Origin of the sequence: Streptomyces sp. NPDC001549, assembly GCF_042894025.1 — a bacterium.
In the GTDB taxonomy this organism is placed as follows: Bacteria; Actinomycetota; Actinomycetes; order Streptomycetales; family Streptomycetaceae; genus Streptomyces; species Streptomyces kutzneri.
Genome location: NZ_JBIAVJ010000019.1, coordinates 147,213 through 167,852 on the forward strand (window position 1 = coordinate 147,213; position 20,640 = coordinate 167,852).

The 20,640-nt window shown below is 70.8% G+C and carries 21 protein-coding genes, 5 tRNA genes and 1 pseudogene; 8 read left to right on the forward strand and 19 right to left on the reverse strand.

Features of this window, described 5'->3' with window-relative positions:
- Window positions 1-42 precede the first annotated feature (42 nt).
- Together recG and ACFY04_RS27970 are read right to left on the reverse strand one after the other, a co-directional pair.
- A complete protein-coding gene (recG, locus tag ACFY04_RS27965) occupies window positions 43-2,235 on the reverse strand; it encodes an ATP-dependent DNA helicase RecG (protein WP_389120730.1) in 2,193 nt (730 codons plus the stop codon).
- Between the two features lie 26 nt (window positions 2,236-2,261).
- Window positions 2,262-3,935 carry a DAK2 domain-containing protein gene (locus ACFY04_RS27970; RefSeq protein WP_389120732.1) on the reverse strand — a complete coding sequence of 558 codons (1,674 nt, stop codon included), beginning with the start codon at window positions 3,933-3,935 and terminating at the stop codon, window positions 2,262-2,264.
- Window positions 3,936-4,175: 240 nt separating this feature from the next.
- Between ACFY04_RS27970 and rpmB the strand changes: the two genes are divergently transcribed.
- Window positions 4,176-4,361 (forward strand): 50S ribosomal protein L28, encoded by a 186-nt coding sequence (gene rpmB / locus ACFY04_RS27975; RefSeq protein ID WP_007266795.1) that lies wholly within the window; start codon window positions 4,176-4,178, stop codon window positions 4,359-4,361.
- Window positions 4,362-4,482: 121 nt separating this feature from the next.
- On the opposite strand, the gene thiD is transcribed toward rpmB, so the two are convergent.
- A complete protein-coding gene (gene thiD, locus ACFY04_RS27980; RefSeq protein WP_389120735.1) occupies window positions 4,483-5,283 on the reverse strand; it encodes a bifunctional hydroxymethylpyrimidine kinase/phosphomethylpyrimidine kinase in 801 nt (266 codons plus the stop codon).
- A complete protein-coding gene (locus tag ACFY04_RS27985; RefSeq protein ID WP_150259680.1) occupies window positions 5,280-6,263 on the reverse strand; it encodes a thiamine-phosphate kinase in 984 nt (327 codons plus the stop codon). Before ACFY04_RS27985 ends, thiD begins: the two co-directional genes overlap by 4 nt.
- Window positions 6,264-6,508: 245 nt before the next feature.
- Here ACFY04_RS27985 and ACFY04_RS27990 point away from each other — a divergent pair, with 245 nt between their 5' ends.
- Both ACFY04_RS27990 and ACFY04_RS27995 read left to right on the forward strand, forming a co-directional pair.
- Window positions 6,509-6,742, forward strand: a complete 234-nt coding sequence (locus tag ACFY04_RS27990; protein ID WP_030011290.1) for an Lrp/AsnC family transcriptional regulator — start codon at window positions 6,509-6,511, stop codon at window positions 6,740-6,742.
- Window positions 6,743-6,765: 23 nt separating this feature from the next.
- A complete protein-coding gene (locus tag ACFY04_RS27995) occupies window positions 6,766-7,284 on the forward strand; it encodes a DUF3515 domain-containing protein (protein ID WP_389120738.1) in 519 nt (172 codons plus the stop codon).
- Between the two features lie 100 nt (window positions 7,285-7,384).
- Here the strand turns inward: ACFY04_RS27995 and ACFY04_RS28000 are convergent, their stop codons facing one another.
- Genes ACFY04_RS28000 through ACFY04_RS28010 form a run of 3 tightly spaced genes read right to left on the reverse strand, consistent with a single transcriptional unit; the run spans window position 7,385 to window position 10,341 of the window.
- The gene (locus ACFY04_RS28000; RefSeq protein WP_314244333.1) at window positions 7,385-8,542 is read right to left on the reverse strand and encodes a D-alanine--D-alanine ligase family protein; all 1,158 of its coding nucleotides are present in this window, start codon (window positions 8,540-8,542) and stop codon (window positions 7,385-7,387) included.
- A 39-nt stretch (window positions 8,543-8,581) separates the two neighbouring features.
- On the reverse strand, window positions 8,582-9,592 hold the full coding sequence (locus ACFY04_RS28005) for an NAD(P)H-dependent glycerol-3-phosphate dehydrogenase (RefSeq protein WP_373046153.1): 1,011 nt from the start codon (window positions 9,590-9,592) through the stop codon (window positions 8,582-8,584).
- Complete coding sequence (locus ACFY04_RS28010) at window positions 9,589-10,341, reverse strand: lysophospholipid acyltransferase family protein (protein WP_389120743.1); 753 nt, start codon at window positions 10,339-10,341, stop codon at window positions 9,589-9,591. Before ACFY04_RS28010 ends, ACFY04_RS28005 begins: the two co-directional genes overlap by 4 nt.
- 190 nt (window positions 10,342-10,531) lie before the next feature.
- Here ACFY04_RS28010 and cofC point away from each other — a divergent pair.
- A pseudogene (gene cofC, locus ACFY04_RS28015) lies at window positions 10,532-11,182 on the forward strand (2-phospho-L-lactate guanylyltransferase); the annotation flags it as partial.
- A 310-nt stretch (window positions 11,183-11,492) separates the two neighbouring features.
- On the opposite strand, the gene ACFY04_RS28020 reads toward cofC, so the two are convergent.
- From ACFY04_RS28020 to leuC, 4 genes are all read right to left on the reverse strand, one after another.
- Window positions 11,493-12,173 carry an HU family DNA-binding protein gene (locus tag ACFY04_RS28020; RefSeq protein WP_301366289.1) on the reverse strand — a complete coding sequence of 227 codons (681 nt, stop codon included), beginning with the start codon at window positions 12,171-12,173 and terminating at the stop codon, window positions 11,493-11,495.
- Between the two features lie 144 nt (window positions 12,174-12,317).
- Entirely contained in the window at window positions 12,318-12,545 is a 228-nt protein-coding gene (locus ACFY04_RS28025; RefSeq protein WP_030009267.1) for a hypothetical protein, read from the reverse strand.
- A gap of 137 nt (window positions 12,546-12,682) precedes the next feature.
- Window positions 12,683-13,276: a 3-isopropylmalate dehydratase small subunit gene (gene leuD / locus ACFY04_RS28030; RefSeq protein ID WP_389120746.1), complete on the reverse strand. Its 594-nt coding sequence runs from the start codon at window positions 13,274-13,276 to the stop codon at window positions 12,683-12,685.
- Window positions 13,277-13,279: 3 nt separating this feature from the next.
- The gene (gene leuC / locus ACFY04_RS28035; RefSeq protein WP_389120748.1) at window positions 13,280-14,704 is read right to left on the reverse strand and encodes a 3-isopropylmalate dehydratase large subunit; all 1,425 of its coding nucleotides are present in this window, start codon (window positions 14,702-14,704) and stop codon (window positions 13,280-13,282) included.
- 184 nt (window positions 14,705-14,888) lie between these two features.
- Between leuC and ndgR the strand changes: the two genes are divergently transcribed.
- The gene (gene ndgR, locus ACFY04_RS28040; RefSeq protein WP_389120751.1) at window positions 14,889-15,605 is read left to right on the forward strand and encodes an IclR family transcriptional regulator NdgR; all 717 of its coding nucleotides are present in this window, start codon (window positions 14,889-14,891) and stop codon (window positions 15,603-15,605) included.
- Between the two features lie 167 nt (window positions 15,606-15,772).
- On the opposite strand, the gene ACFY04_RS28045 is transcribed toward ndgR, so the two are convergent.
- The 6 genes from ACFY04_RS28045 to ACFY04_RS28070 all read right to left on the reverse strand — a co-directional run bounded on the left by ACFY04_RS28045 (window position 15,773) and on the right by ACFY04_RS28070 (window position 17,086).
- Window positions 15,773-15,845, reverse strand: a tRNA-Glu gene (locus ACFY04_RS28045).
- 23 nt (window positions 15,846-15,868) lie between these two features.
- A tRNA-Gln gene (locus ACFY04_RS28050) sits at window positions 15,869-15,940 on the reverse strand.
- 24 nt (window positions 15,941-15,964) lie between these two features.
- A tRNA-Glu gene (locus ACFY04_RS28055) sits at window positions 15,965-16,037 on the reverse strand.
- A 61-nt stretch (window positions 16,038-16,098) separates the two neighbouring features.
- Window positions 16,099-16,171, reverse strand: a tRNA-Glu gene (locus ACFY04_RS28060).
- Window positions 16,172-16,198: 27 nt separating this feature from the next.
- A tRNA-Gln gene (locus ACFY04_RS28065) sits at window positions 16,199-16,270 on the reverse strand.
- 87 nt (window positions 16,271-16,357) lie between these two features.
- On the reverse strand, window positions 16,358-17,086 hold the full coding sequence (locus tag ACFY04_RS28070) for an HAD family hydrolase (RefSeq protein ID WP_389120753.1): 729 nt from the start codon (window positions 17,084-17,086) through the stop codon (window positions 16,358-16,360).
- Window positions 17,087-17,160: 74 nt separating this feature from the next.
- Here ACFY04_RS28070 and ACFY04_RS28075 point away from each other — a divergent pair, with 74 nt between their 5' ends.
- The 3 genes from ACFY04_RS28075 to ACFY04_RS28085 all read left to right on the forward strand — a co-directional run bounded on the left by ACFY04_RS28075 (window position 17,161) and on the right by ACFY04_RS28085 (window position 18,246).
- Window positions 17,161-17,445: a hypothetical protein gene (locus ACFY04_RS28075; protein ID WP_389120756.1), complete on the forward strand. Its 285-nt coding sequence runs from the start codon at window positions 17,161-17,163 to the stop codon at window positions 17,443-17,445.
- The gene (locus ACFY04_RS28080; protein ID WP_389120759.1) at window positions 17,396-17,554 is read left to right on the forward strand and encodes a hypothetical protein; all 159 of its coding nucleotides are present in this window, start codon (window positions 17,396-17,398) and stop codon (window positions 17,552-17,554) included. Before ACFY04_RS28075 ends, ACFY04_RS28080 begins: the two co-directional genes overlap by 50 nt.
- Before the next feature lie 95 nt (window positions 17,555-17,649).
- A complete protein-coding gene (locus tag ACFY04_RS28085; RefSeq protein WP_389120761.1) occupies window positions 17,650-18,246 on the forward strand; it encodes a hypothetical protein in 597 nt (198 codons plus the stop codon).
- Between the two features lie 100 nt (window positions 18,247-18,346).
- Here the strand turns inward: ACFY04_RS28085 and gltX are convergent, their stop codons facing one another.
- Window positions 18,347-19,822: a glutamate--tRNA ligase gene (gltX, locus tag ACFY04_RS28090; protein ID WP_389120764.1), complete on the reverse strand. Its 1,476-nt coding sequence runs from the start codon at window positions 19,820-19,822 to the stop codon at window positions 18,347-18,349.
- The gene (locus tag ACFY04_RS28095) at window positions 19,815-20,603 is read right to left on the reverse strand and encodes a fumarylacetoacetate hydrolase family protein (RefSeq protein WP_030009261.1); all 789 of its coding nucleotides are present in this window, start codon (window positions 20,601-20,603) and stop codon (window positions 19,815-19,817) included. Before ACFY04_RS28095 ends, gltX begins: the two co-directional genes overlap by 8 nt.
- Window positions 20,604-20,640: the final 37 nt, after the last annotated feature.

Here is a 20,640-nt window from a genome sequence, read left to right on the forward strand (position 1 = left end):
GCCCCGGCGCTGCCGCGGCACTCCAACGATAGGTCGTGCTGCTCAGCCCTTCTCCAGGTACTGCTCGCGCTCGGTGTCGAGCAGGGCGTCCAGCGCGGTCCGCAGGCCCGGCAGGTGTTCCAGCGCGGGGTCCTCGGCGACGACGCGGGTGGCCTCCTCCCGTGCCTGGGCGATGACCTCCTCGTCCTCGATGACGGCGAGCATGCGCAGCGAGGAGCGGACTCCGGACTGGGCCTGGCCGAGCACATCGCCCTCGCGGCGCTGTTCCAGGTCGATCCGGGAGAGTTCGAAGCCGTCGAGGGTGGCGGCGACGGCGGCCAGCCGGGCCCGGGCGGGGCTGGCCTCGTGCATCTCGCTGACCAGCAGGCACAGACCGGGCGCGGATCCGCGGCCGACGCGGCCGCGCAGCTGGTGGAGCTGGGAGACGCCGAACCGGTCCGCGTCCATGATCACCATGACGGTGGAGTTGGGGACGTTCACCCCGACCTCGATGACGGTGGTGGCGACCAGCACCTTGACCCCGCCGGCGGCGAACCGGCGCATGACGTCGTCCTTGTCGGCGGGGTCCATCCGGCCGTGCAGCACCTCGACGGCCATCCCGGCCAGCGGTCCGCGCGTGAGCTGCTCGGCGATCTCGACGACCGCGAGCGGTGGCCGCTTGTCGGCGTCGTCCTCGGCGGACTTCTTCTTGGGATCGTCCTCCCCGTCCCCGATGCGGGGGCAGACCACGTACGCCTGGTGCCCCTTCTCGACCTCCTCGCGGACCCGTTCCCAGGCCCGCGCGAGGAAGTGCGGCTTGTCCTTCGAGGGCACCACGTGCGTCGCGATCGGGGAGCGCCCGGCCGGAAGCTGGTCGAGGACGGAGGTCTCCAGGTCGCCGAAGACGGTCATGGCGACCGTGCGCGGGATCGGGGTCGCCGTCATCACCAGCAGGTGCGGGGGCTGCTTCCCCTTGGACCGCAGCGCGTCGCGCTGCTCCACCCCGAAGCGGTGCTGCTCGTCCACGACGACCAGGCCGAGGTCGTGGAACTGCACCTTGTCCTCGATCAGTGCGTGCGTGCCGATCACGATCCCGGCCTCGCCGGTGACCAGGTCGAGCAGGGCCCGGCGGCGCGCGGGCATCCCCATGGAGCCGGTGAGCAGCACCACCTTGGTGCCCCGGTCGGAGCCGCCGAGCATGCCCCCTTCGGCCAGTTCGCCCATCATCTCGGTGATGGAGCGGTGGTGCTGCTGGGCGAGCACCTCGGTGGGCGCGAGCATGGCGGCCTGCCCGCCGCTGTCCACGACGGCGAGCATCGCCCGCAGCGCGACCAGGGTCTTGCCCGAGCCGACCTCTCCCTGGAGGAGGCGGTGCATGGGGTGTTCGGTGGCCAGGTCGTCGAAGATCTCCTTCGAGACGGTCTGCTGGCCCTGGGTGAGGGTGAAGGGCAGTTTCGCGTCGAAGGAGTCGAGCAGGCCGCCGGGGACCGGGCGGCGCGGGACGGCCGGGAGCTGGGAGTCGGCGTGCCGGCGCCGGGCCAGGGCGACCTGGAGGACGAAGGCCTCGTCCCACTTGAGGCGCTGGCGGGCGTCCTCGATGTCGGCCTTGGTGCCCGGGCGGTGGATCTTCAGCAGGGCCTCGGTGAGCGGGACCAGCCCGCGGCCCTCGCGCAGGGCGCGCGGCAGCGGGTCCACGGCGTCCTGGGCGCTGGGCAGCACCGCGTCCACGCACTTGGCGATCTTCCAGGACTCCAGCTTGGCGCAGGCCGGGTAGATCGGGATGAGCTGGTTGGCGAAGGCGGTCGCGGCATCCCGGTCGGAGGCGTCCTGGCCGAGCGGCTCGTAGGCGGGGTGGGAGAGCTGGAGCTTGCGGTTGAACATGCCGACCTTGCCGGCGAACATCGCGCGGCTGCCGGGCAGCAGGTCCTTGTGCGGCTTGTGGACGCCGGCGCCGAAGAAGACCAGCTGGAGGCGGCCGCTGCCGTCGGTGATGGTCACCTCCAGACGCTTGCCGCGGCCCCCGTTGAAGGTCAGGATCCGGGCGTCGGCGACCTGCGCGACGACGGTCACGTGCTCGTCGATCTGGTCGGCGAGCTCGGCCAGGGAGGTCAGCTCACCGCGCTCGGCGTACCGCCGCGGGTAGTGGTGGAGCAGGTCCAGGGCCGTGTGCAGGCCGAGCTGCTCGGCCAGCACCTTGGCGGTGGCGGGACCGAGCGTCTTCTTGAGGTCTTCGTCGAGCGCGGGCACGTGTTCCATTGCACACCATGGCGCTGACAAGCCCGCTATTCCACCCCGACCAGGAGCGGCGCCGAGTACCGGCCGCCCCGGTAGGTGACGGTGTCCACGGCGAGGTGGCCCTGCTGGACGTAGGCCTCCAGGCGCTCGGCGACGGCGTCCGGAACGTCGGGTCCCAGGACCAGGGTGACGAGTTCGCCGCCGGAGCCCAGCATCCGGTCCAGGACGGCCTCGGCGGTCTCGGCCAGGCCCGAGCCGATCACCGCGACGTCCCCGTCGATCAGGCCGAGCACGTCTCCGGCCTGGCAGATGCCGGCCGAGGTGAAGGACTGCCGCTCGGCGACGGCCAGTTCCCCGTACCGGGTGGCGCCGGCCGCCGCCGTCATGGCGACCACGTCCTCGTCGAAGCTGCCCTCCGGGTCGTGGACGGCGAGGGCGGCCAGGCCCTGGACCGCCGAGCGGGTGGGGATCACAGCCACCCGTACGCCCTCGGCGCGGGCCTGTTCGGCCGCCGCGGCCGCGGCGGCGCGCAGTTCGGCGCCGCCCGGCAGCAGGACCACCTCACGGGCGTGCGCGCGGCGGACGGCGTCGAGGAGTTCGGCGACGGCCGGCGGCTCCCCGGGGCGTACGAGCACGGTGGTCGCTCCCGCCTCCCCGCACAGCCCGGCCAGTCCCTCGCCGGCGACGACGGCGACCACGGCCCGCTGGGCGCGCTCGCCCCGCGCCCGGCGGCGCTCGTCACCGAAGTGGGTGATCCGTATCCGGTAGGGCCGTCCGGCCACGACTCCGGCCTCCACGGCCGCGCCGGGGTCGTCGACGTGGACGTGGACGTTCCACAGTCCGTCGCCGCCGACCACGACCAGTGAGTCGCCGAGTCCGTCGAGGCGTTCGCGCAGTTCGCCGACGGCCGCCTCGGAGGCCTCCAGCAGGTAGATCACCTCGTATGCGGGCCCGTCCTCCTCCTGCGCGCAGGGGTCCGGCGACTGCGGTACGGGCACCGCGCGTACGGGTTCGGCGGCCGGCTCCTGGCCGGACAGTGCCTGCCACAGGGCGCCGAAGACGACGACCAGCCCGCAGCCCCCGGCGTCGACCACTCCGGCCCGGCCCAGCGCGGCGAGCTGCCCAGGGGTCTCGGCCAGGGCGGCGCGGGCCCCGTCGTAGGCGGCCCGGGCCACCTCGGCCGCGGTCCCGGCGGCGGCTCCGGCCGCCTCGCCGGCCCGGGCGGCGGCGCCGGCGACGGTGAGCATGGTGCCCTCCACCGGGTGCGCGACGGCCGCGTACGCCTCCTCCGCGGCCCGGGTGAGCGCGCGGGCCAGCAGCCCGCCGGGGCCCGGTCCGGCCTGCTGCGCCTGCTCGGCCCGCTGGGCCGGCTCGTCGCCGAGTACGTCGGCCACGCCGCGCAGGAGCTGCGCCAGGATCGTCCCGGAGTTCCCGCGGGCTCCCACCAGGGCTCCGTGCGCCCAGGCCCGTACGGCCTCGGCCAGGGAGGTCCCCGCTGTGCCGTCGGTCACCTCGGGGAAGGCCTCGGCAAGGCCGCGGTCGGCCGATTCGGCGGTGAGGTAGAGGTTGGTTCCGGTGTCCGCGTCGGCGACCGGGTAGACGTTGATCGCGTCGATGTCCTCGCGGGCCCGGCCCAGTGCGGCCAGGGCCAGCGAGCTCCAGGTGCGCACCGCTTCGGCGTCGAGCTCGTCAGGGCGCTGCGGCTGCGGCTCGTGCGGCACCGGGCGTTCCTCCTTGTGCGGGCCAGGGTTCACCGCAGGGTAACGAAGGACCGCCCGGGCGTCGGGACCGCGGGGCGGGGGCAGCGGCGGCCATGGTAGTTTTCTTGGACGGACGCAGTCGTTGTATGCTGCTCCGGTTGCCCGGCGAGAGTCGGGCCATTCCCCCGGCAAACCACTTCAGTCCTCTGAATCCGGTGCGCCGGTTTCACTGTAATTGCATCTGAAGTCTTGGAGTGACCTGTGGCTGCCAACTGCGACGTTTGCGCCAAGGGGCCGAGCTTCGGCAACAACATCTCCCACTCGCACCGCCGCACCTCGCGTCGCTGGAACCCGAACATCCAGCGCGTCCGTGCCGTGGTCAATGGGACGCCGAAGCGCCTCAACGCCTGCACCTCGTGCATCAAGGCCGGCAAGGTCTCGCGCTGACGCCTCCCGTCGTAGCGCAGCCCTTTCCGGTTGCCAAAAAGGCCGGTTCACCTCTGGTGAACCGGCCTTTTGCCTTGTCCGGGGGCCCGGCCGGAGGGCCGGCCGGGCTGTCGCAGCGGGTTCAGCGCCACTGCCAGGCGTGATCCACCGGGCCGATGCCCCCGCCGAGCGCGAAGCCGGCGGCGATGGCGCCCGTGACGTACTCCTTGGCGGCCGTGACGGCCTCCGGGACGGTCAGTCCCCTGGCCAGGCCCGCCGCGATCGCGCTGGCGAGGGTGCAGCCGGTGCCGTGGGTGTGCCGGTTGTCGTGACGCCGGGCGCGCAGCCACCGCTCCTCGGTGCCGTCGGTGAGCAGGTCCACCGCCTCGTGGCCGTGCGCCGCGAGGTGTCCGCCCTTGATCAGCGCCCACTGCGGCCCGTGGCCGAGGATCGCGTCGGCGGCCCGCCGCATGTCGTCCTCGGTCTCCACCACCACACCCGTGAGCTGGGCCACCTCGTCCAGGTTGGGGGTGGCCACCGTGGCCCGCGGCAGCAGCTCCTTGCGTACGGCGTCCAGCGCCGAGGCGGCGAGCAGCGCGTCCCCGTGCTTGGAGACCCCGACGGGGTCCACGACGGCCGGGGCCCGGGTGTCCGCCAGCAGCGCGGCCACCGTCTCCACCAGGACGGCGGAGGAGAGCATCCCGGTCTTCACTGCCTGGACTCCGATGTCGTCCACGACGGCCCGGTACTGGGCCGTGACGGCCTCGGCGGGCAGTTCCCAGACTCCCCGTACCCCGAGCGAGTTCTGCGCCGTCACGGCGGTCACCACGCTCATGCCGTGCACCCCGAGCGCCAGCATGGTCTTGAGGTCGGCCTGGATGCCCGCGCCGCCGCCGGAGTCGGATCCGGCGACGGTCAGGCACAGCGGCGGGGCGGTGCTCACAGCGTGCCGTCCTGGGCGGCCGGGTCGGCCCCGAAGTGGTCCCAGCCGCCGGTGCTGGTCCAGGGCGCGCCGTCGACGGTCACCTGGGGCAGCGCGGAGCGGTTGAGCACCTCGCCGATGACCTTCCAGCGGGCGGGGAGCTTCACGTCGGGCGGGAAGGTCGCCACGATCGCGTGGTCCTCTCCCCCGGTGAGCACCCACTGGAGCGGGTCCACGCCGACGGCCTGCCCGATGTCGTGCATCTGGGTCGGGATGTCGACGGCCGCCGAGCGCAGGTCGATCCGTACCTTGCTGGCGTCGGCGATGTGCCCGAGGTCGGCGATCAGGCCGTCGCTGACGTCGGTCATGGCGGTGGCGCCGAGCCCGGCGGCGGCGGGACCCGCGTGGTACGGCGGCTCGGGGCGCCGGTGCGCCTCGACGAAGGCCCGCGGGGAGCGGAAGCCGCGCGAGAGCACGGCGAAGCCTGCCGCGGACCAGCCGAGCCAGCCGGTGACGGCGACGACGTCGCCGGGCTGGGCGCCGGAGCGCAGGACGGGCTCGTGGTTGCGCAGGTCGCCGAGGGCGGTGATGGCGACGGTGATGACGTCCCCGCGGACGACGTCCCCGCCGACCACGGCCGCGCCGGCGACCTGGCACTCGTCGCGGATCCCGTCCATCAGTTCGGTGGGCCAGGTGACCGGCAGTTCTGCGGGGACGACGAGGCCGAGCAGCAGCGCGGTCGGCACCGCGCCCATGGCTGCGATGTCGGCGAGGTTCTGCGCGGCGGCCTTGCGGCCGACGTCGTAGGCCGTGGACCAGTCGCGCCGGAAGTGCCGGCCCTCCAGCAGGATGTCGGTGCTCGCCACGACCCGCCGGTCGGGGGCGGACACCACCGCGGCGTCGTCGCCCGGTCCGAGCCGGACCGCCGGGGTGGTGGTGAGCCGTGAGGTGAGCTCCCTGATCAGCCCGAACTCCCCCAGCTCGCCGACAGTGCCCTTCATCGCTGTGCCCCTTCTTGCCCAGTCCGCTTGCGGTCGCGAGCCGTCTCAGCTCTGGGTACCGTCAACAGATACGTCAACTTCTGCTCTCCGTACGCCCCGCTGTGCGTGGCGCCGGGCCCGCGGGTCTCCCCGTGGCGCACGGCGACGCGGTACCGTGGCGTCCCTTCTTCCCCCGGCCCGTTCATTCGTGTGGGGCCCACCCGAAGGTTAGGGGAAATGATCCTCGTGGCCGCCCTGGAGGTTCCGTGGTACAGGCGTACATCCTTATCCAGACCGAAGTGGGCAAGGCGTCGTTCGTCGCCGAGTCCATCGGCCAGATCCCGGGGGTGATCCAGGCCGAAGACGTGACGGGCCCGTACGACGTGATCGTGCGCGCCCAGGCCGACACCGTGGACGACCTCGGCCGTATGGTCGTCGCCAAGGTCCAGCAGGTGGAGGGGATCACCCGCACCTTGACCTGCCCGGTGGTCCATCTGTAGCCCCCGTCTACTCTTGGCCGGTGATGTCCCTCCACCACCGGCCCCTGCGTGTCCGCGCCCTGTCCGCCCTGTCCGCCCTGCCCGCCTCGATGGCCGTCCTGGCCGCCGCGGCGTGCTCCCCGGGCGGATCCGAAGCCCGGGTGGACCCCCCGCCCACGCCGCCCGCCGCCGTCGCGGGACTCTGTGCGGCACTGCACAAGGAGCTCCCGGAGACGGTGGCCGGCCTGGCGCGGACCAGAACCGAACCGGAGTCCGATCTGACCGCCGCGTGGGGCGGTTCGGCGATCGTACTGCGGTGCGGTATCCCCAAGCCCCCCAAGATGCTCGATCCGAAGCAGGAGGGCGTCCACGTGAACGGAGTGGCCTGGCTGCTGGAGAAGCTCGACGACGGTTCCGGCGGGGGGTTCCGGTTCACCACCGGGCTGCGGCTGGCCTACACCGAGGTCCAGGTCGACAAGGAGCATGCCACGGATGCGGGGATGCTGGTCGGCCTGTCCACGGCCATCACCGCGACCGTGCCCGAGGGCATCGCCTCCTACTGAGTACCGCGCTCCGCGTACCGCGCACCGGGTACCGAGCACACCGCCGCCCGCCGACCGCCTTCGAAGGCGGTCGGCGGGCGGTCGGCTTTTCGGACGACTGTCAGCGCAGGCCGGTGGAGCGGCGCAGGGCCGCCTGGATCAGGCTGTCCACCAGCTCCGGGTACTCGATGCCCGTCTTCTGCCACATCAGCGGGTACATGGAGATCGGCGTGAAGCCCGGCATCGTGTTGATCTCGTTGATGACGAACGTGCCGTCCTCGGTGAGGAAGAAGTCGGCGCGCACCAGGCCCTCGCAGGACGCGGCCTCGAAGGCCTCGATCGCGAGCCGCTGCACCTCGGCGGTCTGCTCCGGGGTGAGCGGGGCGGGCACGATCCCGGAGGCGGAGTCGATGTACTTCGCCTCGAAGTCGTAGAAGTCGTGGCTGGACACCGGCGGGATCTCGGCGGGGACGCTCGCGCGCGGCCCGTCCTCGAACTCCAGGACCCCGCACTCGATCTCGCGGCCGCGCAGCAGCGCCTCCACGATGATCTTCGGGTCGTGGCGCCGGGCCTCCTTGACCGCGGCGTCCAGACCGGAGGCGTCGTCGACCTTGGTGATGCCGATGGAGGAGCCGGCCCGGGCGGGCTTGATGAACAGCGGCCAGCCGTGCTCGGCGGCGAAGTCCAGGATCTTGCCCGTGGCGGCGTCCCGGTCGGCCTCCCACTCGCGGGGGCGGATGGTCACGTACGGGCCGACGCGCAGCCCGAAGGACGTGAACACCCGCTTCATGTAGTCCTTGTCCTGGCCGACGGCCGAGGCGAGGACGCCGGAGCCGACGTACGGGATGCCGGAGAGCTCCAGGAGGCCCTGGAGGGTGCCGTCCTCGCCGTACGGCCCGTGCAGTACGGGGAAGACGACGTCGACCTCGCCCAGGGCCTTGGGGACGGCGCCCGGTTCGGTGTAGACGACCTGGCGGCTGGCGGGGTCGACCGAGAGCACGACGGCGCCGTCCTCGGAGTCGGCGAGCTCCTCGACACTCGGGAGCTTGCGGTCGGCGATGGCCATCCGCTCGGGCTCGTCGGCGGTCAGCGCCCATCGGCCGTCCGTGGTGATGCCGATGGGCAGCACCTCGTACTTGGAGCGGTCGATGGAGCGCAGCACGGCGCCCGCTGTGACGACCGAGATGGCGTGTTCCGAGCTGCGGCCGCCGAACACGACGGCCACGCGGGGCTTGCGGCCCTGCTGCTCAGGGGTCTGGGGGAGGTTCTCGCTGCTCATATCGCCACGAGAGTACCCGCTCAGGCGTCCGGAAAGGAGCTAGCGACGTTCCGGTTTGGCGCTGCGGCCCATCAGGTCCTTGAGCGCGACCAGGGTCGGCTTGCCGTGGTGGACGATGTCCACCACCGTGTCGGTGATCGGCATGTCCACCCCGTGGCGGCGGGCCAGATCCGCCACCGACTGGCAGGACTTGACGCCCTCGGCGGTCTGCTTGGTGACCGCGATGGTCTCCTCCAGGGTCATCCCGCGGCCGAGGTTGGTGCCGAAGGTGTGGTTCCGGGAGAGCGGCGAGGAGCAGGTGGCGACCAGGTCGCCGAGGCCCGCGAGGCCGGAGAAGGTGAGCGGGTCGGCGCCCATCGCCACGCCGAGGCGGGTCGCTTCGGCGAGTCCGCGGGTGATGAGCGAGCCCTTGGTGTTGTCGCCCAGGCCCATGCCGTCCGCGATGCCGACGGCGAGGCCGATGACGTTCTTGACGGCGCCGCCGAGCTCGCAGCCGGTGACGTCGGTGCTCGTGTACGGGCGGAAGTACGGGGTGTGGCAGGCGGCCTGGAGGCGCTGGGCCACGCTCTCGTCCACGCAGGCGACGACGGAGGCGGCGGGCTGGCGGGCGGCGATCTCGGCGGCCAGGTTGGGGCCGGTGACCACGGCGATGCGCTCGGCGGGGACCTTGGCCACCTCCTCGATGACCTCGCTCATCCGCTTGGCGGTGCCGAGTTCGATGCCCTTCATCAGGGAGACGAGCACGGTGTCGGGGGCCAGCAGGGGTGCCCACGCGGCGAGGTTCTCGCGCAGGGTCTGGGACGGGACGGCGAGGACGGTGAAGTCCGCGCCGGCCGCGGCCTCGGCCGGGTCGGTGGTGGCCCGGAGGTTCGCGGGGAGTTCGACGCCGGGGAAGTAGTCCGGGTTGGTCCGGCCGGTGTTGATGGCGTCGACCACCTCCTGGCGGCGGCCCCACAGCGTCACCTCGCAGCCGGCGTCGGCGAGGACGATGGCGAAGGCCGTGCCCCAGGAGCCTGTTCCGAAGACGGTCGCCTTCACGGGACGTGTCACTTGTTGCCCTCCCCTGCGGCCTTGCGCCGCTGTTCCGCCCTGGCGTTGCGATGGTCGTACAGCTGCTCGGGCGCGGTCTCGCCGCGCACCTCCTCCAGCAGCGCGGTGATGGCCGCCATGATGACCTCGGTGACCTCCCGGAGGACCTCCGGGGTGGGTTCCGCGTCGTAGAAGGCGGAGAGGTCCACCGGCGGTCCGGCGAGCACCTGGAGGGTCTTGCGCGGGAAGAGCCGGACCTTGTTCTCCTTGGCGTAGGGCGGCATCGCGAGGTTCGCGCCCCACTGGGCCACCGGGATGACGGGCGCCCTGGTGATCAGCGCCACGCGTGCGGCGCCGGTCTTGCCTGCCATCGGCCACATGTCGGGGTCGCGGGTGAGGGTGCCCTCCGGGTAAAAGGCCACGCATTCGCCCTGCTCGATGGCGTCCACGGCGGCCCGGAATGCGTCCAGGGCGTTGGTGGACTCCCGGTAGACGGGGATCTGTCCGCTGCCGTGCAGGATCGACCCGACAATAGGGACCTTGAAGAGGGCGGCCTTGGCGAGCAATCGGGGCACCCGGCCGGTGTTGTACTGGAAGTGCGCGTACGAGAGCGGGTCCAGATACGAGTTGTGATTGACGGCGGTGATAAAACCGCCCTCGGCCGGAATGTGCTCCATTCCCCGCCAGTCCCGCTTGAAGAGCACTACCAGCGGCGGTTTTGCGATGACCGCCGCCAGGCGGTACCAGAAGCCGATTCTGCGGCGGGACACTCGGACACCTTCCTCTAGGACCGGTGCGCGGCTTGGGCACCTCGTCGGCCGGACAAGTGTCACCCCACGCCCGGTCTCTGTCGAGAACACCGTACGCCCCGCTCACCCCGCCGGACTCCCGGGTTGGCCGGGCGGAGGTGACAATGGGCCGACACATGACCCGGCCGTGACCTGACCATGGCCGAAGGATGTGCCGGAGCGCACCGGAGGGAAGGGGTCCGTCACGAACGCCGTCTGGAGTCTGGTGGTCCCGCTGAAGCCTCTGGCGGTGGCGAAGAGCCGTCTCGCGCGGGCCGTGGGCGCCTCTCGTCCGGGCCTTGCCCTGGCCTTCGCCCAGGACACCGTCGCGGGGGCCCTGGCCTGCGCGGCGGTCGCGGATGTGGTGGTCGTCACGGACGACGCCGCGGCCGGTGCGGAACTGGCGCGGCTCGGGGCGCGGATCGTTCCGGACGCCCCGGCGGCCGGGCTCAACGCGGCCCTGGACCACGGGGCGCGGGCGGTGCGGTCGGGCCGGCCGGGCGCCGCGGTGGCCGCGCTGAACGCCGATCTGCCGGCGCTCCGGCCCCCGGAATTGCAACGCGTGCTCGAAAACGCTTCGGTATTTCCGCGGGCATTTCTGGCGGATGCGGCCGGAATCGGGACGACCTTGCTTTCCGCCGCACCGGACGTGGAATTGGCCCCCTCCTTCGGCGGGCCGTCACGGGCCAGACATTCGGCCTCGGGGGCGGTGGAAATCTCCCTGGCGGACGTCGACAGCGTGCGCCGGGACGTGGACACGGCGGCCGATCTGCGCACCGCGCTCACCCTCGGCGTGGGGCGCCACACCGCCCGATACAGTGCCCGTATGCAGGCGACCGCGTACACGTACGACTCCCAGACCCGCAGCGGCAGCGTGCTGCTGGACGACGGCACTCCGGTGCCCTTCGAGGCCCCGGCCTTCGACGCGGGCGGCCTGCGGCTGCTGCGGCCCGGGCAGCGGGTCCGGATCGAGACGGACGGCGCGGGCGCGAGCCTGCGGATCACCCTGGTGACGCTGCAGACGTTCTGAAGGGGCGGCCGCCCGCGGCCCGGACCGGTCGCCGGCGCGCCGAACGCACCGCGGGCCGGCTCCCCCACATGGGGAGCCGGCCCGGCCTGTGTGACGCGTGCCCCTACTTCTTGCGGGCGGTGGTCTTCTTCGCGGTGGCCTTGCGCGTCGCCGTCTTCTTGGCGGGCGCCTTCGTCGCTGCGGTGACCTTCTTGGCCGCCGGCGCGGTCTTCTTCGCCGCGGCGGTGGTCTTCTTCGCGGCGGCCGTGGTCTTCTTGGCCGCGGTGGTGGTCTTCTTGGCGGCCGCGGTGGCCTTCTTGGCCGTGGCGGTGCTCTTCACCGCCGCCTTCTTGGCGGTCGCCGTGGCCTTCTTGGCCACGACCTTCTTTGCGACCGTGGTCTTTGCCGCGGCCTTCTTGGCGGTGGTGGCCTTCTTCGCCACGGCCTTCTTAACCGTCGCGGAGGCACCACCCGTGAGGCTGCCCTTGGGCGCCTTCTTCACGGACACCTCGCCGCCCTTGGGGAGCTTCTTGGTGCCGCTGACCAGGTCTTTGAAGCCCTGGCCGGCACGGAAGCGGGGCACAGAGGTCTTCTTGACCCGGACGCGCTCACCCGTCTGAGGGTTGCGGGCGTAACGGGCCGGACGGTCGACCTTCTCGAACGAGCCGAAGCCCGTGACCGAGACCCGGTCGCCCGCGACGGTAGCGCGGACGATCGCGTCCAGTACCGCGTCGACAGCATCCGCGGCCTGCTGGCGGCCGCCCAGCTTGTCGGCAATCGCTTCTACGAGCTGCGCCTTGTTCACGTCTTCCCCTTCGGAGACTTCGCCAGAACGAATGTGTTCAAGCTTATTTCGCACGTTAGGCGGATATATACCGCAAATCAAACACGAAACGGGCTAATCACCCTAGTGCCGCAACGCTGTAGGCCGTTACGGAGTTCCTTCGCATCAGTCGCCTTCAGGGAATCGACCCTCGTCGAGGTCCTTCATCAACCTGTCCAGGCGCCTTGCCGCATCGGCGAGATCATGCTTCGCCGCGGCCGTGACGACCAACAGCTTCCGGGACAGCGCCATCCTTACGCCCTCCGGGACTTGCAGTGAGCGCACCCGTGTGTGTGCTTCTTTCAACCGGTCCGCGACGAGTTCGTAGAGCTCGAGTTGACTGTCGCGTTCCATGCACAGATTGTGCCATCTGGGGCGAGTTGTCGCCTCACGGGGCCTCAACAAACGGCTGTGCCCCCCGCCGGAGGGCGGGGGGCACAGTGTTGTCGATGTGATCACCCGAAGGTGAATAAGCGCTGATCAGGCAGGAATCAGGCCTGAATCGTGCGCGGCTTGAAGGTGGGGCGGGCGCTTTCGTACGTGGCGATGTCCGCTTCGTTCTGAAGGGTGAGCGAGATGTCGTCCAGGCCCTCCAGCAGACGCCAGCGGGCGTTGTCGTCGAGTTCGAACTCCGCGACGACGCCTTCCGCTCGCACCTGGCGGTCGACCAGGTCGACCGTGATCTCGGCGGTCGGGTCGGCCTCCGTCAGCTTCCACAGCTGCTCGACGGTCTCCTGCGGGAGGACGACGGTCAGCAGGCCGTTCTTCAGCGAGTTCCCGCGGAAGATGTCGGCGAAGCGGGAGGAGATGACCGTCTTGAAGCCGAAGTTCTGCAGGGCCCAGACGGCGTGCTCGCGCGAGGAACCCGTACCGAAGTCGGGGCCGGCGACCAGTACGGTCGCGCCGGCGCGCTCCGGGCGGTTCGTGACGAACTCCGGGTCCTTGCGCCAGGCCTCGAAGAGCCCGTCCTCGAACCCGTCGCGGGTGATCTTCTTCAGCCAGTGGGCCGGGATGATCTGGTCGGTGTCGACGTTGCCGCGGCGCAGCGGGACGGCCCGGCCGGTGTGGGTGGTGAAGGCTTCCATGGTTCAGACTCCGGCGGTCGCGTCGGCGGCGGACAGGTCGGCGGGCGAGGCCAGATGGCCCAGCACCGCGGTGGCGGCGGCCACCTGCGGGGAGACCAGGTGGGTGCGCCCGCCCTTGCCCTGCCGGCCCTCGAAGTTGCGGTTGGAGGTGGACGCGGAGCGTTCACCGGGCGCCAGTTGGTCGGGGTTCATGCCCAGACACATCGAACAGCCCGCGTGCCGCCACTCGGCGCCGGCCTCCTTGAAGACCTTGTCCAGACCCTCTTCCACGGCCTGCAGGGCGACCCGGACCGAGCCCGGGACGACCAGCATCCGTACGCCGTCGGCGACTTTGCGGCCCTCGATGATGCCGGCGACGGCGCGCAGGTCCTCGATGCGGCCGTTGGTGCAGGAACCTACGAAGACGGTGTCGACCTTGATGTCCCGCAGCGGCTGTCCGGCGGTCAACCCCATGTACTCCAGGGCCTTTTCGGCGGCCAGGCGCTCCGAAGCGTCCTCGTACGAAGCCGGGTCGGGGACGTGGGCCGACAGCGGCGCGCCCTGGCCCGGGTTGGTGCCCCAGGTGACGAAGGGGGACAGCGCGGTGCCGTCGATGACGACCTCCGCGTCGAAGACCGCGTCGTCGTCCGTGCGCAGGGTCTTCCAGTACTCGACCGCCGCGTCCCAGTCCTTGTCCGTGGGGGCGTGGTCACGGCCCTGCAGGTAGTCGAAGGTGGTCTGATCAGGGGCGATCATGCCCGCGCGGGCACCGGCCTCGATCGACATGTTGCAGATGGTCATGCGGGCTTCCATCGACAGCTTCCCGATGGCCTCGCCCCGGTACTCCAGGATGTAGCCCTGGCCGCCGCCGGTGCCGATCCTGGCGATGATCGCCAGGATCAGGTCCTTCGCGGTGACGCCCTCGGCCAGCGCGCCGGTGACGGTGATCGCCATCGTCTTCGGGCGGGCCAGCGGCAGCGTCTGGGTGGCCAGCACGTGCTCGACCTGGCTCGTACCGATACCGAAGGCCAGCGCGCCGAACGCGCCGTGCGTGGAGGTGTGCGAGTCGCCGCAGACCACGGTGGTGCCGGGCTGGGTCAGACCCAGCTGCGGCCCCACGACGTGGACGACGCCCTGCTCGACGTCACCCAGCGAGTGCAGGCGCACGCCGAACTCGGCGCAGTTCGCCCGCAGCGTCTCCAGCTGGGCGCGCGAGACCGGGTCGGCGATCGGCTTGTCGATGTCGATGGTGGGGGTGTTGTGGTCCTCGGTCGCGATGGTGAGGTCGAGGCGTCGGACCTTGCGGCCGGCCTGACGCAGTCCTTCGAAGGCCTGCGGGCTGGTCACCTCGTGCAGCAGGTGCAGATCGATGAAGAGGAGGTCGGGCTCGCCTTCGGCGCGCCGGACGACATGGTCGTCCCAGACCTTCTCCGCGAGTGTCCTACCCATCGCTTTCCCTCCGGCCGGCCGGTTGTGCCGGCGCTTCATAGAGATCTTGTACGCCGCACCGCCCGTACCCCACGTCCCGGACGACGGCTCGGACCCAGTGGTTCGTGGACCCGCACATACAGACTCGCTGGTTCTTGGAAAAATTGAACTTGCGTTTCACAGTGTGAGACGCGAATATCGTTTCATGGACAACTCTAGCGGCGTCGGCGTTCTCGACAAGGCAGCTCTGGTATTGAGCGCACTGGAGTCCGGTCCGGCCACCCTCGCCGGGCTGGTCGCGGCGACAGGGCTCGCACGACCCACGGCACATCGCCTTGCCGTGGCACTGGAACACCACCGGATGGTGGCGAGGGACATGCAGGGCCGGTTCATCCTCGGACCGCGGCTGGCGGAGCTCGCCGCCGCGGCCGGCGAGGACCGCCTGCTGGCCACGGCGGGACCGGTACTCACCCACCTCCGTGACGTGACGGGAGAGAGCGCGCAGCTCTACCGCCGTCAGGGAGACATGCGTATCTGCGTGGCGGCCGCGGAACGGCTCTCGGGTCTTCGGGACACCGTCCCGGTGGGCTCGACGCTTCCGATGAAGGCCGGTTCGGCCGCGCAGATCCTGATGGCCTGGGAGGAGCCCGAGCGGCTCCACCGCGGTCTTCAGGGCGCGCGCTTCACGGCGACGGCGCTCTCGGGCGTACGGCGTCGCGGCTGGGCGCAGTCGATCGGCGAGCGGGAGCCCGGCGTGGCCTCCGTCTCGGCGCCGGTGCGCGGGCCGTCGAACCGCGTGGTGGCCTCCGTATCGGTCTCCGGACCGATCGAGCGGCTGACCCGCCACCCGGGCCGGATGCACGCCCAGGCCGTCATCGACGCGGCCGCACGGCTCTCGGAGGCCCTGCGCCGCTCCAGCTGAGCCCCTTTCGGCCCGCAGGGCCTCTTCCCCCGCCCGCCCGCCGGGCCCGGGGGCGCGTACGACGCCGCACACGTCCTGACACGCGCCTTCGGGCCCGCACTCATCTGCGCGCCGGCACAACACGAAAGAGGCCCTCCGCGATGAACGCGGAGGGCCTCTTCGATGCGTACCCCCGACCGGATTCGAACCGGCGCTACCGCCTTGAGAGGGCGGCGTGCTAGGCCGCTACACAACGGGGGCTAGCTGGTGCTGCTGTTACTGCGCTGGGCTACCAGGACTCGAACCTAGAATAAGGGAACCAGAAACCCTCGTGTTGCCAATTACACTATAGCCCAAAGTGGTCTAGACCAGACCAACAGTACCCCCGACCGGATTCGAACCGGCGCTACCGCCTTGAGAGGGCGGCGTGCTAGGCCGCTACACAACGGGGGCCCTAGCGATCCTGCTTCGAGACGTCCGGGTGCGACCCAAGAGATCTCGCGGGAAGGATCTGTACCCCCGACCGGATTCGAACCGGCGCTACCGCCTTGAGAGGGCGGCGTGCTAGGCCGCTACACAACGGGGGCAAAGCACTGCGTTACTGCTGCACTGCGCTGGGGTACCAGGACTCGAACCTAGAATAAGGGAACCAGAAACCCTCGTGTTGCCAATTACACTATACCCCACCAAAAGTCAACCCCTTGCGGGGGGCTTTTCTTTGGGTGGCGCCTCCGTCCGGCCTCTCGGCCCGCTCCGGCGGCGCAGAAAGAACATTACCGGATGCCTGACCGTGCTCCAAAACGGGTATCCCGCGCCAGCAGCTGCGGGAGCTGGTCAAGGCCCTCGATGCGGTGCGCGCCGTCCGGCCCGGGGCCGCGGCAGCCGTCGCGGTCGATCCAGACGGCCGTCAATCCGGCGTCACGCGCTCCCCGTGCGTCGATCTCCGGCTGGTCTCCCACGTACGCCACCTCGCCGGGCGGCAGCCCGAGCGCGTCGCACGCGGCCAGGAAGGCCCCCGCCTCGGGCTTGCTGATCCCGAGTTCGACGGCGCAGACCAGCACCTCGAAGCGGTCGCGCAGCCCGAGGTCGCGGAGCTTCGGGTCCTGGTTGGCGAGGGAGGAGTTGGAGAGCACCCCGTGCCGGTAGTCGGCCGCGAGGGCGTCGAGGGCGGGCACCACGTCGGGGAAGACGGTCCAGCCGGCCTTGTAGTGCTCCACGTACTGGTCGAACCAGGCGTCGGCCTCGTCCGCGGTCATCCCGGGCTCCTCCAGGAACTCCCGCACCCGCTCCTGCCGCTGCCCCTGGAAGGTGCCCTCGCCGGCGGCGAAGCGCGCCCAGTGCCGGTCGGTGATCTCCCGCCACAGCGCGAGCGCCTGCGCGGGGGTCCCGTACCGGTCCGCCAGACCTGCGGCCTCCACCTGTCGCGCCAGCCCGGCGGCGTCGGCCCCCGTGTAGTCGAAGAGGGTGTCGTCGATGTCCCAGAGAACCGCTCGGATGACCATGTCCCCAGTATGCGAAACCCCTGCGGACCGTGTCTCGCGGACGCAGGAAATGGAATTCAGTGCTCCATTTTTATTTGCCCTTGGCCTTCGAGGCCGCCGTCCGCATGCACTCCGATGCCGCCCTCGCCTTCGGCGTGGCCCCCGCCCGGGCCAGCAGCGGATATGACATCTGGTGCAACGGCTACCACGCCAACTGCGGCACCTTCTATTACAACTCCAACCTGAGCGGCTACACGTACCTGGAGTCGGGCAAGGCGGGATACGGCAAGCCCGTCAAGAACAACGCCCGCCTCCTTCTGCAACGGCAGCATGCAGAAGGCCACCGTCTTCCACAACAGCGGCTTCGCCGGCGCCTGTGACGCGGTCGCGTCCCTCACCAACGTCTACAAGCTGAACAGGACCTACCACCAGAACGCCTCCCTCGGCTTCGGTTCCCGTACGGGCTCGGACTGCTACACGTCCAACTGACCCGAGTCGTCACTCCAGCAGCGCACCACAGCCCCGCGCGTCGGCCGTCCGCGGCCGCGCGCGGGGCCCGCACGGAAGGCATGACGATGAGACGAGTGGCAACTGCCGTGCTCGCCGCGGTAGTTCTGGCCGGATGCTCGGCACAGGGAGCGCCGCAGGAGCACGCGGCGCGACCCGCGGACGCCGGCACCGCACAGCCCCGGGCCGCGAAGCCCTCCTCCGAGGGGAAGACGGGGCCGCTCGAATACGGGGGCAAGGCGATCCCGGAAGAGGGCTGCCCGGGCCAGTCGATTCTGGATTTCCGCAAGGATTACGAGCACCCGCAGGCCGTCGAGACGGCGCGCCGGATATCGAGCCGGAGTTATCAGGATTCCCTCGCCCGTCCCGAGGTGCAGGCGGCGTTCCAGAAATGGTCCGCCCGCATGAAGGAAAAGGGCTACACGTACGCATCGCCGATGGACCCGCCGGCCGTGGAGAAATTCCAGGACGGTCCGGTGACGGACGGGGAAAAGGCGACGGCACAGGCCGACGTGGCCTGCAAGGCGCGTACCGGTCTGCTGAACTCGTGGTTCACCGCGGAGGCGGAAATCCAGCAGACGAAGATCGCAGTGGATGCCAAGGTGCTCCAGGAGCTGCGCGAGCTGCACCTGAAGAAGGTCGCCGCGGCCCGGACCATCCTCACCGAGGCCTGATCCCCCTCGCCGCTCGGGGCTCAGACCTCAGAGCTCAGACATCAGGCCCGGACCCCTGGCAACTGCCGGGGGTCCGGGCCTGGTCTTCGTACGGGAGCGGCTACGCGGCGAGCTTGGCCAGCGCCGCGTCGATACGGGCCAGCGAGCGCTCCTTGCCCAGGATCTCCAGGGACTCGAAGAGCGGCAGGCCGACCGTGCGGCCGGTCACGGCCACGCGGACCGGGGCCTGGGCCTTGCCGAGCTTGAGGCCGTGGGCCTCACCGGCGGTCAGGACGGCCTGCTTGAGGGACTCGGGGTCGGCCCAGTCCGCCGACTCCAGGTTGGCGCGCGCCGTGGTGAGCAGCGCGGCCGGCTCGCCCTTCATCGCCTTGTCCCACGAGGCCTGGTCCTCCACCGGCTCCTTCAGGAACAGGAAGTCGACGTTGGCCGTGATGTCCGACAGGACGGTCACCCGGGTCTGGGCGTACGGGGCGATCCGCGCCCAGGCCTCGGCGTCGAAGTCCTCGGGGGCCCAGTTGGCGTGCGGGGCCTGCAGCCACGGGGCGCAGGCGTCCGCGAAGGCCTTCGGGTCCAGCAGGCGGATGTGGTCGCCGTTGATCGACTCGGCCTTCTTCAGGTCGAAGCGGGCCGGGTTGGCGTTCACGCCGTCGATGTCGAACTTCGAGACCATCTCCTCGATCGAGAAGACGTCCTGGTCCTTGGAGAAGGACCAGCCGAGGAGCGAGAGATAGTTCAGCAGGCCCTCGGGAAGGAAGCCGCGCTCGCGGTACAGGTTGAGCGAGGCCTCGGGGTCGCGCTTGGAGAGCTTCTTGTTGCCCTCGCCCATCACGTACGGCAGGTGGCCGAAGGCGGGGGTGCTCTTGGCGACGCCCAGCTCGGTCAGTGCCGCGTAGAGGGCGATCTGGCGGGGGGTCGAGGACAGCAGGTCCTCGCCGCGCAGGACGTGCGTGATCTCCATCAGCGCGTCGTCGACCGGGTTGACCAGCGTGTAGAGCGGGGCGCCGTTGGCCCGGACGATACCGAAGTCCGGCACGTTCTCCGGGGTGAAGGTCAGCTCGCCGCGGACGAGGTCGGTGAAGGTGATCGGCTCGTCGGGCATCCGGAAGCGGACGATCGCCGGGCGGTGCTCGCCCTGGTACGCCTCGATCTGCACGGGGGTGAGCTCGCGGCAGTGGCCGTCGTAGCCGGAGGGCTTGCCGGCGGCGCGGGCGGCCGCGCGGCGGGCGTCGAGCTCTTCGGTCGAGCAGTAGCAGTGGTACGCGTAGCCGCCGTCGAGCAGCTTCTTCGCGACGTCCGCGTAGATGTCCATGCGCTCGGACTGGCGGTACGGGGCGTGCGGGCCGCCGACCTCGGGGCCCTCGTCCCAGGTGAAGCCGAGCCAGCGCAGCGAGGCGAGCAGCTGGTCGTAGGACTCCTCGGAGTCACGGGCCGCGTCGGTGTCCTCGATGCGGAAGACGAACGTACCGCCGTGGTGGCGGGCGAACGCCCAGTTGAAGAGTGCGGTCCGGACCAGGCCCACGTGGGGGTTGCCGGTCGGGGAGGGACAGAAACGTACGCGGACAGGTCCGTTAACCACGCTTGATCACCTTGTTGGTGAGAGTGCCGATGCCTTCGATGGTGACGGCGACCTCGTCGCCGACGTTGAGGGGGCCGACTCCGGCCGGGGTCCCCGTGAGGATGACGTCGCCGGGCAGCAGCGTCATGGCCTCGGAGATGTGGACGATCAGGTCCTCGATGGAGCGGACCATGTCACTGGTACGGCCGAGCTGGCGCTGTTCGCCGTTGACCGTGCACTGGATGGTCAGGTCGCTCGGGTCCAGGTCGGTCTCGATCCAGGGGCCGAGGGGGCAGGCGCTGTCGAAGCCCTTGGCCCGGGCCCACTGCTTCTCCCGCTGCTGGACGTCGCGCGCGGTGACGTCGTTGGCGCAGGTGTAGCCGAGGATGACGTCCTTGACGCGCTCCTTCGGGACCTCGCGGCACATACGGCCGATGACCACGGCGAGCTCCGCCTCGTGGTGGAGGTCCTGGGAGAAGGAGGGGTACGTGATCGGGTCGCCCGGGCCGACCACCGAGGTGGAGGGCTTGAAGAAGGTGATCGGGGCGTCGGGGACCTCGTTGCCGAGCTCCGCCGCGTGCTCCGCGTAGTTGCGGCCGATGGCCACGACCTTGTTCGGGAGCACGGGCGGCAGCAGCCGGACCTTGCTCATCGGGACCTTCGTGCCCGAGAGCTCGAAGTCCGCGAAGGGGATGCCCTTGATGATGTCGAGAACGAGCGTGGAGTCGTCGCCGGGGGCGCCGTCGCCCTCGACCGCGCCGAACGCGACGTTGCCGTCGATCGAGAACCTGGCGATGCGCACCTGTTGCGTCTGCCCCTCTGTATTTCCGCTGGCTGGA

What these genes read in the sequence shown, in the direction of transcription:
- recG (WP_389120730.1), bottom strand. Translation starts at nt 2,235, where the DNA reads ATGGAACACGTGCCCGCGCTCGACGAAGACCTCAAGAAGACGCTCGGT.
- ACFY04_RS27985 (WP_150259680.1), bottom strand. Translation starts at nt 6,263, where the DNA reads ATGAAGGGCACTGTCGGCGAGCTGGGGGAGTTCGGGCTGATCAGGGAG.
- ACFY04_RS27995 (WP_389120738.1), top strand. Translation starts at nt 6,766, where the DNA reads ATGTCCCTCCACCACCGGCCCCTGCGTGTCCGCGCCCTGTCCGCCCTG.
- ACFY04_RS28000 (WP_314244333.1), bottom strand. Translation starts at nt 8,542, where the DNA reads ATGAGCAGCGAGAACCTCCCCCAGACCCCTGAGCAGCAGGGCCGCAAG.
- ACFY04_RS28025 (WP_030009267.1), bottom strand. Translation starts at nt 12,545, where the DNA reads ATGGAACGCGACAGTCAACTCGAGCTCTACGAACTCGTCGCGGACCGG.
- leuD (WP_389120746.1), bottom strand. Translation starts at nt 13,276, where the DNA reads ATGGAAGCCTTCACCACCCACACCGGCCGGGCCGTCCCGCTGCGCCGC.
- leuC (WP_389120748.1), bottom strand. Translation starts at nt 14,704, where the DNA reads ATGGGTAGGACACTCGCGGAGAAGGTCTGGGACGACCATGTCGTCCGG.
- ndgR (WP_389120751.1), top strand. Translation starts at nt 14,889, where the DNA reads ATGGACAACTCTAGCGGCGTCGGCGTTCTCGACAAGGCAGCTCTGGTA.
- ACFY04_RS28070 (WP_389120753.1), bottom strand. Translation starts at nt 17,086, where the DNA reads ATGGTCATCCGAGCGGTTCTCTGGGACATCGACGACACCCTCTTCGAC.
- ACFY04_RS28080 (WP_389120759.1), top strand. Translation starts at nt 17,396, where the DNA reads ATGCAGAAGGCCACCGTCTTCCACAACAGCGGCTTCGCCGGCGCCTGT.